12 protein-coding genes and 1 tRNA gene are annotated in these 13,233 nt (G+C 70.0%); 3 read left to right on the forward strand and 10 right to left on the reverse strand.

The annotated features are described in order from the left end of the window. Positions 1-4 precede the first annotated feature (4 nt). Complete coding sequence (gene dxs, locus EIM47_RS10905) at positions 5-1,918, forward strand: 1-deoxy-D-xylulose-5-phosphate synthase (protein ID WP_125076904.1); 1,914 nt, start codon at positions 5-7, stop codon at positions 1,916-1,918. Positions 1,919-1,999: 81 nt separating this feature from the next. Here dxs and EIM47_RS10910 read toward each other — a convergent pair whose 3' ends face one another. Further along, positions 2,000-3,094 carry a TraB/GumN family protein gene (locus tag EIM47_RS10910; RefSeq protein ID WP_039731181.1) on the reverse strand — a complete coding sequence of 365 codons (1,095 nt, stop codon included), beginning with the start codon at positions 3,092-3,094 and terminating at the stop codon, positions 2,000-2,002. Between the two features lie 178 nt (positions 3,095-3,272). Between EIM47_RS10910 and EIM47_RS10915 the strand changes: the two genes are divergently transcribed. Then, positions 3,273-3,617 carry a hypothetical protein gene (locus tag EIM47_RS10915; RefSeq protein ID WP_125076905.1) on the forward strand — a complete coding sequence of 115 codons (345 nt, stop codon included), beginning with the start codon at positions 3,273-3,275 and terminating at the stop codon, positions 3,615-3,617. 247 nt (positions 3,618-3,864) lie between these two features. On the opposite strand, the gene EIM47_RS10920 is transcribed toward EIM47_RS10915, so the two are convergent. The 9 genes from EIM47_RS10920 to thrS form a co-directional block, all read right to left on the reverse strand. Next, positions 3,865-3,941: transfer RNA gene (locus EIM47_RS10920), tRNA-Pro, on the reverse strand. A gap of 66 nt (positions 3,942-4,007) precedes the next feature. Continuing rightward, entirely contained in the window at positions 4,008-4,364 is a 357-nt protein-coding gene (locus EIM47_RS10925) for a MerR family transcriptional regulator (protein WP_013534801.1), read from the reverse strand. Next, complete coding sequence (locus EIM47_RS10930) at positions 4,357-4,662, reverse strand: integration host factor subunit alpha (RefSeq protein WP_019398504.1); 306 nt, start codon at positions 4,660-4,662, stop codon at positions 4,357-4,359. Before EIM47_RS10930 ends, EIM47_RS10925 begins: the two co-directional genes overlap by 8 nt. A gap of 16 nt (positions 4,663-4,678) precedes the next feature. Next, the gene (pheT, locus tag EIM47_RS10935) at positions 4,679-7,108 is read right to left on the reverse strand and encodes a phenylalanine--tRNA ligase subunit beta (RefSeq protein WP_125076906.1); all 2,430 of its coding nucleotides are present in this window, start codon (positions 7,106-7,108) and stop codon (positions 4,679-4,681) included. Between the two features lie 133 nt (positions 7,109-7,241). Further along, the gene (gene pheS / locus EIM47_RS10940; protein WP_028915315.1) at positions 7,242-8,237 is read right to left on the reverse strand and encodes a phenylalanine--tRNA ligase subunit alpha; all 996 of its coding nucleotides are present in this window, start codon (positions 8,235-8,237) and stop codon (positions 7,242-7,244) included. 109 nt (positions 8,238-8,346) lie between these two features. Continuing rightward, complete coding sequence (rplT, locus tag EIM47_RS10945; protein WP_019397548.1) at positions 8,347-8,706, reverse strand: 50S ribosomal protein L20; 360 nt, start codon at positions 8,704-8,706, stop codon at positions 8,347-8,349. A 13-nt stretch (positions 8,707-8,719) separates the two neighbouring features. Then, positions 8,720-8,917 carry a 50S ribosomal protein L35 gene (gene rpmI / locus EIM47_RS10950; RefSeq protein WP_010342861.1) on the reverse strand — a complete coding sequence of 66 codons (198 nt, stop codon included), beginning with the start codon at positions 8,915-8,917 and terminating at the stop codon, positions 8,720-8,722. 426 nt (positions 8,918-9,343) lie between these two features. Next, the gene (infC, locus tag EIM47_RS10955; protein WP_083852379.1) at positions 9,344-9,865 is read right to left on the reverse strand and encodes a translation initiation factor IF-3; all 522 of its coding nucleotides are present in this window, start codon (positions 9,863-9,865) and stop codon (positions 9,344-9,346) included. Positions 9,866-9,926: 61 nt separating this feature from the next. Then, positions 9,927-11,831, reverse strand: coding sequence for a threonine--tRNA ligase (thrS, locus tag EIM47_RS10960; RefSeq protein WP_028915316.1), 1,905 nt, complete (start codon positions 11,829-11,831; stop codon positions 9,927-9,929). Positions 11,832-12,195: 364 nt separating this feature from the next. Here thrS and EIM47_RS10965 point away from each other — a divergent pair, with 364 nt between their 5' ends. Then, positions 12,196-13,230: a LacI family DNA-binding transcriptional regulator gene (locus EIM47_RS10965; RefSeq protein WP_019397551.1), complete on the forward strand. Its 1,035-nt coding sequence runs from the start codon at positions 12,196-12,198 to the stop codon at positions 13,228-13,230. Positions 13,231-13,233 lie beyond the last annotated feature (3 nt).

Consider the following 13,233-nt stretch of genomic DNA (forward strand, 5'->3'; position numbering starts at 1 on the left):
CCCGATGATCGACTCCCAACGCTACCCGCGCCTCGCGCGCATCGACTCGCCCGCGGACCTGCGCCGCTTCGACGAGGCCGAGCTGCCGGCAGTCGCCCAGGAACTGCGCGCCTACCTGATCGAGTCGGTCGGCCGCAGCGGCGGCCACTTCGGCGCCGGCCTGGGCGTGGTCGAGCTGACCGTGGCCCTGCACTACCTGTACCAGACGCCGGTGGACCAGCTGGTGTGGGACGTGGGCCACCAGACCTACCCGCACAAGATCCTCACCGGCCGCCGCGACCGCATCCACACGGTCAAGCGGAAGGACGGCATCGCGCCGTTCCCCAAGCGCGAGGAAAGCGAGTACGACACCTTCGGCGTCGGCCATTCCTCCACCTCGATCTCCGCCGCCCTGGGCATGGCCATCGCCCTGCAACAGGCCGGCGACGACCGCAAGGTGGTGGCGGTGATCGGCGACGGCGCGATGACCGCCGGCATGGCCTACGAGGCCCTCAACCACGCCGGCGGCATGGACGAGGAGCCGAACCTGCTGGTGATCCTCAACGACAACCGCATGTCGATCTCCGAGGCGGTTGGCGGCCTGACCAAGATGCTGGGCCGGATGACCGGCAGCGCCACCTTCAACCGGATCCGCGAGGGCGGCAAGAAGCTGCTGGGCGACAAGAACAAGCCGCCGGCGCGCTTCGTCAAGCGCTGGGAAGAGCACTGGAAGGGCATGTTCGTGCCCTCCACCCTGTTCGAGGAAATGGGCTTCCACTACACCGGCCCGATCGACGGCCACGACCTGCCCACCCTGCTCGGCGCGCTGCGCACGCTCAAGACCCTCAAGGGCCCGCAGCTGCTGCACGTGATCACCACCAAGGGCAAGGGCTACGAGCTGGCCGAGGGCGACCAGATCGGCTACCACGCGGTCGGCCCGTTCGACCCGGCCAAGGGCCTGGTCGCCAAGCCCGGCGCGAAGAAGCCCACCTACACCGACGTCTTCAGCGACTGGCTGTGCGACATGGCCGCCGCCGAGCCGCGGCTGATGGGCATCACCCCGGCCATGCGCGAGGGCTCGGGCCTGGTGCGCTTCTCGAAGGAATACCCGCAGCGCTACTTCGACGTGGCCATCGCCGAGCAGCACGCGGTGACCCTGGCCGCCGGCATGGCCACCCAGGGCGCCAAGCCGGTGGTGGCGATCTACTCCACCTTCCTGCAGCGCGCCTACGACCAGCTGGTGCACGACGTGGCCACCCAGAACCTGGACGTGCTGTTCGCGATCGACCGGGGCGGCGTGGTCGGGCCCGACGGCGCCACCCACGCCGGCAACCTGGACCTCAGCTACCTGCGCTGCGTGCCGAACATGGTGGTCATGGCCCCGGCCGACGAGAACGAGTGCCGGCAGATGCTCACCACCGGCCTGCGCTACCCCGGCCCGGCCGCGGTGCGCTACCCGCGCGGCACCGGCCCCGGGGTGGCGGTGGAGCCGGCCCTGGAGACCCTGCCGATCGGCCGCGGCCAGCTGCGCCGCAAGGGCAAGAAGGTGGCCTTGCTGGCGTTCGGCGCCACCGTGCCGGCCGCCGAGGAGGTGGCCGCGGAGCTGGACCTGACCGTGGCCAACATGCGCTTCATCAAGCCGCTGGACCGCGACCTGGTGCTGGAACTGGCGCGCAGCCACGACGGCCTGGTGACCATCGAGGACAACGTGGTCGCCGGCGGCGCCGGCTCGGCCGTGGCCGAGCTGCTCAACGCCGAAGGCATCGCCATGGCGGTGCTGCAGCTGGGCCTGCCGGACGCGTTCCAGCACCACGCCAGCCGCGAGGACCTGCTGGCCGAGGCCGGCATCGACGCCGCCGGCATCCGCGCCTCGGTGCTGCGCCGTTGGCCGCAGCTGGCCGCGGGCGTGGGCATCCTGCCGCTGGCAGCGGGCGGCTGATCCCGGAAGGGGCCCCGGCCCCCTGGCCTTCCCGATGCCGGTCGGGTGCCGACGACGGCCGCGAAAGCGGCCGTTGCCGTATCAGCGGGTGGCCGCAGCCTCCGGCGCCTCTTCCGACGGCGATTCCCCGTCACCCTCCACCAGCTCGTCCGGCGCCTGGATGCGGTAGCCCTTCGCGGCAAGCGCTGCCAGATAGCCCTCGCGGTCGTACAGCAGGGTGTCGATGCTCATCGTGGCGAACGAGACCCTGTGCCCGGCCAGCGCCTTCTCCACCGCGGCCAGCCAGCGCTCGCGGATCCGGGCCTCGATGTCGGTGAAACCACGCTTGCGCGCGGCCTCGGCCTGCACCCAGGCATCCATGCAGTCGGCCAGCTGCCGGCGGTTGCGCGGCATCGCCCGCAGCGCGGCCACGTCACCCACCGCCCAGGCGTTGGCACGCGCCGCGATCCGCGGCAGGTCCTGCTCGATCACGTCGAGCGTGGCGGCAAAGCACTGCAGGTCCTGCGGCTTGAGCGCCTCGCCGCGGAAGTCGGCCAGGGCCTGGCGCGGGTCCTCGATCTTCAGCTCGAGCACGGTCGAGGTGGACTCCAGGCCGCGCGCCTTCAACTCCTTGGCCAGCACCGGGCCCACCACACCACCCTGGCGCAGCCGGCTGTGGTCCAGCGCGGCCTTGTAGAGCTCATATACGGCAATCAGCGGGCGCTTCTTCTCCACCCCGCGGTCGCGCCCCATGTACTGCTGCTTCAATGGCAACCAGCGCGCGTACAGCTCCGGCGGCAGCACCTTGTCGAGCGTGGCGCCGCCGGGATTGCGCATCGCCTTCATCGCCGATGGCACCAGGGTGAGGCCGCGGAAGAAACCGACATCGGCGTCGACCGACAGGCCCGGCGAGCCCAGCACCGCGCCGGCTTCGTCCAGTACCTCGCGCACCTCGCGCGCGTCCCAGTCGATGTCGCGCGGCAGCGGCGACTGCGTACCGAGGATGTAGAGCACATGGTCGTCCTTGCTGACCCGCCACAGCCCCGGACCGGGCTGGACACCGGCGACCAGCACCGGAGCCATGTCCACCACCTCCCCGTCGCCATCCAGCGGCACGGGTGGTTCGGCCTGCGCCATCGCCGCGCCGGGCACCGCCCCCAGCAGGAATGACATCCACCAGCCCAGCATGCGTCGCATCCGAATCCCTCCATGGTTGAACTTCGAAAACCCGCCCGGCCGCGGCCATGCGCCATGCCGGGATACCGTCCACGCCGCCCAGCAGCACTTGAGTCACGCACCGGCACCCACGCTCATGCGCGGTCGGCCCCCGCGGCGGCCGCCGCGGTCGGCGCCCAACCACCGACATGGAGGATCGATGCAGCAGTCCGTCGCGCAGCTGCCCGCACAGAACCGCCTGCCCAGGCGCTGCCTGGCCGCCACGACCGTGGTCGCCGTCGCCGTGGCGCTCACTGGCGCATCAGACCGCAAGGGCAAGGCCGAGTTCACCGGGATCACCGTGGAACGGATCAACATGGCCAACGCCGATGGGTCGCGTACCCTGGTGCCGGCCAACGGCGAGTGCCTGCCGGCCCCGGTAGCCACCGGAGGAAGCCTCCAGCAGGCTGCCACCCGGGCCGGAGCGCGACGCGCTGGCTGCAAAGTGGCGCCAGGCCGGCGGCCACCAGAGCCGACGGCTGTTCGTCGGCCGCACTCCGGGTGACTCTTCCCCGGTGGTCCTTGCCGACAAGCAGGGCCGCCCGCGGATCAGGATGCAACCCGGTCCCGACGCAGCGCCCTCGCTCGAGTTCCTGGACGAGGACGGCAAGGTGCCGCAGGGCTTCCCTGCCACCACAGGGACCGCCCGCGCTCCTGATCGCGCCTGGCCCCCGGCGCCTGCCGTGGCGCGGCGGGGGCCACGACGAAAAGCGGCTGCCGTTGCCGGCAGCCGCTTTTCGGGTACCTGAATTTGGTCGGGGTAGCCGGATTCGAACCGACGACCACTTGTCCCCCAGACAAGTGCGCTACCAGGCTGCGCTATACCCCGGGAAAGCTTCCCGCCATGGCGGGCTGGCGATTATACCGGTTGCCCGGCGCAACCGCGAGTCCGCGTTCAGCGGCGCAGCAGCTGCAACACTTCCTCCAGCTCCATGCGCACCTGGCGCACGATCTGGCTGCTCAGCGCCGACTCCTGCTTGGCGCCCTCGCCTTCCAGGCGCAGGCGCGCGCCGCCGATGGTGTAGCCGTGTTCGTACAGCAGGCTGCGGATCTGGCGGACCATCAGCACGTCGTGGCGCTGGTAGTAGCGGCGGTTGCCGCGGCGCTTGACCGGGCTGAGGCTGGGGAACTCGGTCTCCCAGTAGCGCAGCACGTGCGGCTTGACGTCGCACAGCTCGCTGACCTCGCCGATGGTGAAGTAACGCTTGGCGGGGATCGGCGGAAGCTCGCGGTTGCTGCCCGGATCAAGCATTCGGCGCCACTCCCGCGAAGGCTTCCACGCGCTCCTTGAGCTTCTGGCCGGGGCGGAAGGTGACCACGGTGCGCGCGGAGATCGGGATCTCCTCGCCGGTCTTGGGGTTGCGGCCCGGGCGCTGGTTCTTGCGGCGCAGGTCGAAGTTGCCGAAGCCGGACAGCTTCACCTGCCGCCCGCCCTGCAGCGCCTCGCGCAGCACGTCGAAGAACGCGTCGACGAATTCCTTCGCCTCGCGCTTGTTCAGGCCGACTTCGTCGAACAGACGCTCGGCCATCTCCGCCTTGGTCAGTGCCATGTCCCTTGTTCCCGTATCAGCCGCGGATCCTCGCGCCGTGGTTGTTGCCCAGTGCGGCGACCACGCGCGCGACCACGGCATCGGCGTCCTGGTCCGTGAGAGTGCGCGTGTTGTCCTGCAAAATCAAGCCCATAGCCAGACTCTTGAAGCCGGATTCCACGCCCGGGCCCTGATAGCGGTCGAACAGCTGCAGGTCGCGCAGGACCTCGCCGGCGGCCTCGCGGACGCTGGCGGCCAGCTCCGCCCAGGCCACCTGTTCGGCGACCACGAAGGCCAGGTCGCGGCGCACGGCCGGATAGCGGGACAGGGCCTGGGCGCGCGGCAGCGGGCGCTGTTGCAGGGGCTCCAGGTCCAGCTCGAAGCCGTAGGCGTCCACGTCCAGCTCCAGCGCCTTCGCCAGGCGCGGATGCAGCTGGCCGATCCAGCCCAGCAGGACCTCGCCGCCCTCCAGGTCGGTGCGGTACACATCGGCGCTGCGGCCCGGGTGGCCGAACGGCGCGCCCGAGGGCCGGAACGCCAGCTTCGCGCCGGCCAGGGCGGCCAGCGATTCCAGGTCGCCCTTCAGGTCGTGGAAATCGACCGGGCGCGCCTGCAGGCCCCACTGTTCGGCCACCGCTTCGCCGCAGGCCACGGCGGCGATGCGCCGCGTCTCGCGCGGCGCCGGCAGGGGCGCGCCGGGCTGGCGGTCGCCCGGATCGGCCTCGACGAACACGCGGCCCAGCTCGAACAGGCGCACGCGGCCGGCCTGGCGCGCGGCGTTGCGCGCCAGCGCGTCGACCAGGCCCGGCAGCAGGCGCGGGCGCATCACCGCCAGCTCCGCGCTGAGCGGATTGGCCAGCGGCACGGTGCCGGACTCGCAGCCCCAGGCCTGCAGCAGTTTCTGGTCGACGAAGGCGAAGCACACCGCCTCCAGGTAGTCGCGCGCGACCAGGTGGCGGCGCAGGTCACCTTCCGGCAGCACGCCCTCGCTGGGCGCGGCCACCCGCGCCGGGCCGGCGGGAATGGTCGCCGGGATGCGGTCGTAGCCGTGGATGCGCGCCAGCTCCTCGACCAGGTCTTCCTCGATCGCGATGTCGAAGCGGCGGCTGGGCGCGGTGACCTGCCAGCCCTCACCGGTGGCGACCACCTGCATGCCCAGCGCGCGCAGGATGCGCTCGACCTCGGCGTCGGCGATGGTGGTGCCCAGCACCCGGGCGATGCGCGCGCGGCGCAGGGCGATCGGCTGCGACGCGGCCAGCGCGCCGGGCACGGTGGCTTCGGTGACCGGACCGGGACGGCCGCCGGCGATATCCAGGATCAGGCGCGTGGCGTACTCGATCGCCGTGCGCGGCAGTTCCGGGTCCACGCCGCGCTCGAAGCGATGGCCGGCGTCGGTGTGCAGGCCCAGGCGGCGGCTGCGGCCGATGATGGCCGAAGGCACCCAGTGCGCGGCCTCGAGGAACACACGCGTGGTGCTGGCGCCGACCTTGGTGGCCTCGCCGCCCATGATGCCGCCCACCGCCACGGCGCGCGCGCCGCGGCCGCCGCGGCTGTCGGACACGACCAGGAACTCCCCGTCCAGGGTGGCCTCGCGGCCGTCCAGCAGCTGCAGGGTCTCGCCCTGGCGCGCCGGGCGCACGACCACCGGCGCCTCCAGCTTGTCCAGGTCGAAGGCGTGCATCGGCTGGCCCAGCTCCAGCATCACGTACTGGGTGACGTCGACCAGCAGGCTGATCGGGCGCACGCCGGAACGGCGCAGGCGCTCGGCCATCCACACCGGGGTCGGCGCCGCCGGGTCCACGCCCTCGATCACGCGGCCGACGAAGCGCGGCACGCGCTCGCCGGCCTCCAGCGCGACCTCGACGGTGGCGTCGGTCGCGGCCGGCACCGGCGCGTTGTCCATCGGCGCCACCTCGCTGCCCAGCGCGGCGGCCACGTCGTAGGCAATGCCGCGCACGCTGAAGCAGTCGGCGCGGTTGGGGGTCAGCTTGATCTCGATGCTGGCGTCCGGCAGGCCCAGGTACCCGGCCAGCGGCACGCCCACCGGCGCGTCGGCCGGCAGTTCCAGCAGGCCGGAAGCGTCGGCGTCCAGGCCCAGCTCCTTCGCCGAGCAGAGCATGCCGAACGACTCCACCCCGCGCAGCTTCGCCGGCTTGATCGACATGCCGCCGACGTTGGAACCGACCGTCGCCAGCGGCGCGGCCAGGCCGACGCGCGCGTTGGGCGCGCCGCACACGATCTGCAGCGGCTCGCCGTTGCCGATGTCGACCTTGCACACCTGCAGGCGGTCGGCCTCCGGATGGCGGACGGCTTCCACGATGCGGCCGACCACCACGCCGGCCAGGCCGTCGCCCAGTGCGGTGACTTCCTCGACCTCCAGGCCGATGGCGGTCAGCGTCGCCGCGAGCGCGTCGCGGTTGGCCAGGGTCGACACGTGGCTGCGCAGCCAGTTCTCGGAAAATTTCATGGGGTGCCGTGATTCGTGGTTCGTGATTCGTGATTGGAAGTGCCGCGACGGTGATGGCCCTGTTGCTGATCCTGCGTGGCCGGCTGGCCGTACACGCCTTTCCGGATCAATTACCAATCACCAGTCACGGCCCTCAGGCAAACTGCCTGAGGAACCGCACATCGTTCTCGAAGAAGGCGCGCAGGTCGTTGACGCCGTAGCGCAGCATGGCGAAACGCTCCACGCCCAGGCCGAAGGCGAAGCCGGTATAGCGCTCCGGGTCGATCCCGCAGTTGCGCAGGACGTTGGGGTGGACCATGCCGCAACCGAGCACCTCCAGCCAGCGCACGCTGCCGTCCGGCTGTTGCCAGGCGATGTCGACCTCCGCGCCCGGCTCCACGAACGGGAAGTAGCTCGGGCGGAAGCGCATCTGGAAGTCGCGCTCGAAGAAGGCGCGCACGAACTCGGAGAGCGTGCCCTTGAGGTCGGCGAAGGTCGAGGTCTCGTCGACCAGCAGGCCCTCGACCTGGTGGAACATCGGCGAATGGGTCTGGTCGGAGTCGGAACGGTACACCTTGCCGGCGGCGATCATGCGCAACGGCGGGCGGTGGTCGCCCATGTAGCGCACCTGCACGCCCGAGGTATGGGTGCGCAGCAGGTGGCCGTCGCCGAAGTAGAAGGTGTCGTGCATGGCGCGCGCCGGGTGGTGCGGCGGGAAGTTCAGCGCCTCGAAGTTGTGCCAGTCGTCCTCGATCTCCGGACCGTCGGCCAGTTCGTAGCCGAGGTTGCCGAAGATGGTGGCGATCCGCTCCAGGGTGCGGGAGATCGGGTGGATCCCGCCGCGCTGGGCCAGCCGGCCCGGCAGGGTCACGTCCACCGCCTCGCCGGCCAGGCGCGCGTCGAGCGCGGCCTCCTCCAGCAGCGCGCGGCGCGCCGACAGCGCGGTCGAGACTTCGTCGCGTACGCGGTTGATCGCCTCGCCGGCGGCCTTGCGCTGCTCCGGCGGCAACGCGCCGAGCTGCTTGAGCTGGGCGGTGATGGCGCCCTGCTTGCCCAGCAGGCCCACGCGCAGCGCCTCCAGCGCCTCGGGAGTCTGCGCCGCGGCGATGTCGGCCAGCGCCTGCGCCGCCAGGGTTTGGATATCGCTCATGGAAAACGGGCCCTCGGAAAAACAAATGGGGAAGGACTTGCGCCCTTCCCCATGCATGCATGCGGTGACCGGCGCCAGGCCCGCGGACGGGCCCGGTGCGGTTCGCAACTTATGCCGCCAGAGCGCTCTTCGCCTTCTCCGCCAGCGCGGTAAACCCGGCCGCATCGTGCACGGCGATGTCCGCCAGCACCTTGCGGTCCAGGGTGATGCCGGCCTTCAGCAGGCCGTTGATGAAGCGGCTGTAGCTCAGGCCGTTGGCGCGGGCAGCCGCGTTGATGCGGGTGATCCACAGCGAACGGAAGTTGCGCTTCTTCTGCTTGCGGCCGATGTAGGCGTACTGCTGCGCCTTGATGACCGCCTGCTTGGCGACGCGGAAGACCTTGCGGCGGGCGTTGTAGTAACCCTTGGCCTGGCTCAGGACCTTCTTGTGACGGCGGCGCGCCTGCACGCCACGCTTGACTCGTGCCATTGTTCAGTCCTCCTCAGAGATACGGCAGCATGCGGTCCAGGCGGCCGGCATCCTCGGCGCGGACGTGGTTCGTCTGCCGCAGGTTGCGCTTCCGCTTGGTGGCCTTCTTGGTGAGGATGTGGCTACGGTTGGCGTGGCCGGCCTTGTACTTGCCGGAGGCGGTCTTGCGGAAACGCTTGGCCGCCGCCCGGTTGGTCTTGATCTTGGGCATTGCGAATGTCCTTGATGGGAACTGTCACTGGCACGGGCGGCGGGTTGCCCCGCGCTTTCCATCCTTGCCCATACCGGTCGGTAAGTCGCTGAGTCCCCAGGGGAAACCGCGACGGGTCCTGTAGCTGTTGCCAGCCCTCCGGCAAACCGGAGCCGCGCATTATGCCCCGGCTGGCTTTCCTTTTGCAAATCAGCGGGTTTCGCCGGGCGGGCGCAAGAGCCGTGCGCAGGCCAACGGAAGGCCGGCGGCACCGCCCGGGCAGGCCGCCGGCTTGCTTCCGGCCGGCACCGGCCAGCACAGGCCCGGCCAACCGGAGCACGATGGGGCCGCCGGCGTGGCAACGCCAGGACCGGATACGGCGAAGGGCGCCATGGGGCGCCCTTCGCCGGGGTCGGCCACCGGGCCGCCCCCCTGCCGCGTCGCGGCTTACTTCTTCTTCGGCGCGATCATCATGACCATCTGCCGGCCTTCCAGGCGCGGCCGCGACTCGATCACGATGTCCTCGCCCAGGTCGGCCTCGATCCGGGCGGCCATCTGCCGGCCCAGCTCCTGGTGGCTCATCTCGCGCCCGCGGAAGCGGATGTTGACCTTGACCTTGTCGCCATCCTCCAGGAAGCGGCGCATGTTGCGCAGCTTGATCTGGTAGTCGCCCTCGTCGGTGACCGGGCGGAACTTCACTTCCTTGATCTCGACCTGCTTGGACTTCTTCTTGGCCTCGCTGGCCCGCTTCTGCTGTTCGAACTTGAACTTGCCGAAGTCCATGATCTTGCAGACCGGCGGATCCGCGTTGGGCTGGATCTCGACCAGGTCCAGGTCCTCCTCTTCGGCAAGGCGCAGGGCCTCATCGCGCGAAAGGACGCCGATCATTTCGCCATCGGACCCGATCACGCGCACGCGCGGGACACGGATCTCGTGGTTCTTCCGGTTTTGCTTCTCGGGGGTGCTGATATTCCAGTCTCCGGGGGTGGTCTAGGCCACGTGCCGGCGCGGGGCCGGCACGCATCTGTTTTTACGCCAGCTGCTGCGAACGCAAGGTATCGGCAAAGGCGGACACGGACATTGTGCCCAAATCTTCGCCGGTACGCGTGCGCACCGCCACGGCGCCGTTCTCCTTCTCGCGGTCGCCGACCACCAGCAGGTACGGCACGCGCTGCAGCGTGTGCTCGCGGATCTTAAAGCCGATCTTTTCGTTCCGCAAATCAGCCTCGACCCGGAAGCCTTGATTTGTAAGGCTTTTCCTAACCTCGTTCACGTATTCAGCCTGGGCGTCGGTGATGTTCATCACCACCGCCTGGACCGGCGCCAGCCAGGCCGGGAAGGCGCCGGCATGGTGCTCGATCAGGATGCCGATGAAGCGCTCCATCGAGCCGACGATGGCGCGGTGGAGCATGACCGGGTGCCGGCGCTGGCTGTGCTCGTCCACGTACTCGGCGCCCAGGCGCACCGGCATCATGAAGTCCACCTGCACCGTGCCCAGCTGCCAGGTGCGGCCCAGGGCGTCCTTCAGGTGGTACTCGATCTTCGGGCCGTAGAACGCGCCCTCGCCCGGCAGCTCCTGCCACTCCACGCCGGAGGCGCGCAGGGCCGAGCGCAGGGCCTCCTCGGCCTTGTCCCAGGTGGCGTCGTCGCCCAGGCGGTTGTCCGGGCGCAGGGCGATCTTGACCTGGATGTCGTCGAAGCCGAAGTCGCCGTAGACCTTCAGCGCCTGCTGGTGGAAGGCGCGGACCTCGGACTCGATCTGCTCCTCGGTGCAGAAGATGTGGCCGTCGTCCTGGGTGAAGCCGCGCACGCGCAGGATGCCGTGCAGCGCGCCGGAGGGCTCGTTGCGGTGGCAGGAGCCGAACTCGCCGTAGCGGATCGGCAGGTCGCGGTAGCTGTGCAGGCCCTGGTTGAAGATCTGCACGTGGCCGGGGCAGTTCATCGGCTTCACCGCGTAGGTCCGCTTCTCGGACTCGGTGAAGAACATGTTGTCCTGGTAGTTGTCCCAGTGGCCGGACTTCTTCCACAGGGTCACGTCCAGGATCTGCGGGCAGCGCACCTCGCCGTAGCCGGTCTCGCGGTAGACGCGGCGCATGTACTGCTCGACCACCTGCCACACCGCCCAGCCCTTGGGGTGCCAGAACACCAGGCCCGGGGCCTCTTCCTGCAGGTGGAACAGGTCCTGCTGCTTGCCGATGCGGCGGTGGTCGCGCTTCTCGGCCTCCTCCATGCGCTGGATGTAGGCCTTCAGCTGCTTCTCGTCGGCCCAGGCGGTGCCGTAGATGCGCTGCAGCTGCTCGTTCTTCGAGTCGCCGCGCCAGTACGCGCCGGAGATGCGGGTCAGCTTGAAGGCCTTCAGGAAGCGGGTGTTGGGCACGTGCGGGCCGCGGCACATGTCCACGTATTCCTGGTGGTAGTACAGGCCCATGTGGGTCACTTCCGGGCCCATGTCCTCGATCAGGCGCAGCTTGTAGTCCTCGCCGCGGGCCTTGAACACCTCGATGACCTCCTCGCGCGGGGTCATCTTCTTGATGACGTCGTAGTCCTGGGCGATCAGCTCGCGCATGCGCTGCTCGATCGCGGCCAGGTCCTCGGGGGTGAACGGGCGCTCGGAATAGATGTCGTAGTAGAACCCTTCCGCGATCACCGGGCCGATCACCATCTTCACGTCCGGGTACAGCTGCTTGACCGCGTGGCCGACCAGGTGGGCGCAGGAGTGGCGGATGATCTCCACGCCCTCCTCGTCCTTGGGGGTGATGATGCGCAGGGTGGCGTCGTGGTCGATGACGTCGCAGGCGTCGACCAGCTTGCCGTCGACCTGGCCGGCGACCGTGGCCTTGGCCAGGCCGGCGCCGATCGACTGCGCGACCTGCATGACGGTGACGGGACCTTCGAACTGGCGCTGGCTGCCGTCGGGGAGGGTGATGGTGATCATTGGGGAAGAAGCCGTGATTGGTGATTGGTGATTCGTGATTGGGATGGCATCGGGACCGGGGCCAGGGCGGCCGCTTCGAATCCCCAACTACGAATCACCAATCACGAACCGCAAAAAAAGCGCCACCAGGCGCCTGCAGACGTGGCAGCCTGGGGGGCGGTCAGCGGTAGGCGGTGGTAGTGCTCATGTCGCACGCTCGGCCGGCGTCTTCCGCGGGCCACCTTGTCCTGGGGCGCGCCGGCACCGTGCCGGCGGCGAGGCCCCCGATTCTATCGCAGCCGGGCGGACGGACGTAGTGGCGGGCCCCGTGGCATCATGTCCCGCCGTTGCAGCACCGTTCCGGGCTCGGAGGAGCCGGTTTCGCATGACCATCCGGGGCAAGGCCACGTCCCTCGACATCGCCCACCTGGCCGGGGTATCCCAGCCGACCGTCTCGCGCGCCCTGCGCGGGCACCCGTCGGTCAACCCCGAGACCCGGCGCCGGATCCTGGCCATTGCCCGCGAGCTCAACTACAAGGTCGACAAGAACGCCTCCAACCTGCGCGCCCAGCAGTCCGGGACCCTGGCCCTGCTGTTCTTCGAGGACCCGACCCCGGACGACTCGCTGATCAACCCGTTCTTCCACTCCATGCTCGGGTCGATCACCCGGGCCTGCGCGCGGCGCGGCTACGACCTGCTGGTCTCCTTCCAGCAGCTGTCGACCAACTGGCACGCGGACTTCGCCGACAGCCACAAGGCCGACGGCATCATCCTGCTGGGCTACGGCGACTACCTGGAATCGCAGTCGCGGCTGCAGCAGCTGGTCGAACAGGGCACCCGCTTCGTGCGCTGGGGCGCGGCCCTGCCCGGGGAGCCGGGGGTGTCGATCGGCTGCGACAACTTCCAGGGCGGGCACGACATCACCGCCCACCTGCTGGAACGCGGCTGCCGCCGGATCGCCTTCCTCGGCCACGCCTCCGAGCACTACCCCGAGTTCCGCGAGCGCTGGCGCGGGTACCAGGCTGCGCTACGCGAGGCCGGGATCGAGCCGGAACCGGAGCTGCAGGCCGATGCCATCACCACCGAGCAGTCCGGCTACCAGGCCGCGCGCGCCCTGCTGGACGCCGGCCAGTCCTTCGACGGCGTGTTCGGGGCCAGCGACCTGATCGCCCTGGGCGCGATGAAGGCCCTGCGCGAGGACGGACTGGCCATGCCCGAGGACGTGGCGGTGGTCGGCTTCGACGACATCGCCATGGCCAGCTTCGCCCAGCCGCCGCTGTCGACCGTGCAGCAGGACACCAAGCAGGCCGGCGAAGTACTGGTGGACAGCCTGATCCGGCTGATCCAGCGCGAACCGGTGGAGAGCCAGCGGCTGCCGGTGCGGCTGGTGCTGCGCGAGTCCAGCCGGCGGCCCGGCTGAGCA

It is taken from the genome of Pseudoxanthomonas sp. SGT-18, assembly GCF_003931645.1.
Taxonomy (GTDB): Bacteria; Pseudomonadota; Gammaproteobacteria; order Xanthomonadales; family Xanthomonadaceae; genus Pseudoxanthomonas.

Excerpts from the sequence above, each read along its gene's own strand:
- dxs (WP_125076904.1), top strand. The coding sequence starts at position 5 with ATGATCGACTCCCAACGCTACCCGCGCCTCGCGCGCATCGACTCGCCC.
- EIM47_RS10910 (WP_039731181.1), bottom strand. The coding sequence starts at position 3,094 with ATGCGACGCATGCTGGGCTGGTGGATGTCATTCCTGCTGGGGGCGGTG.
- EIM47_RS10915 (WP_125076905.1), top strand. The coding sequence starts at position 3,273 with ATGCAGCAGTCCGTCGCGCAGCTGCCCGCACAGAACCGCCTGCCCAGG.
- EIM47_RS10925 (WP_013534801.1), bottom strand. The coding sequence starts at position 4,364 with ATGCTTGATCCGGGCAGCAACCGCGAGCTTCCGCCGATCCCCGCCAAG.
- EIM47_RS10930 (WP_019398504.1), bottom strand. The coding sequence starts at position 4,662 with ATGGCACTGACCAAGGCGGAGATGGCCGAGCGTCTGTTCGACGAAGTC.
- pheT (WP_125076906.1), bottom strand. The coding sequence starts at position 7,108 with ATGAAATTTTCCGAGAACTGGCTGCGCAGCCACGTGTCGACCCTGGCC.
- pheS (WP_028915315.1), bottom strand. The coding sequence starts at position 8,237 with ATGAGCGATATCCAAACCCTGGCGGCGCAGGCGCTGGCCGACATCGCC.
- rplT (WP_019397548.1), bottom strand. The coding sequence starts at position 8,706 with ATGGCACGAGTCAAGCGTGGCGTGCAGGCGCGCCGCCGTCACAAGAAG.
- rpmI (WP_010342861.1), bottom strand. The coding sequence starts at position 8,917 with ATGCCCAAGATCAAGACCAACCGGGCGGCGGCCAAGCGTTTCCGCAAG.
- thrS (WP_028915316.1), bottom strand. The coding sequence starts at position 11,831 with ATGATCACCATCACCCTCCCCGACGGCAGCCAGCGCCAGTTCGAAGGT.
- EIM47_RS10965 (WP_019397551.1), top strand. The coding sequence starts at position 12,196 with ATGACCATCCGGGGCAAGGCCACGTCCCTCGACATCGCCCACCTGGCC.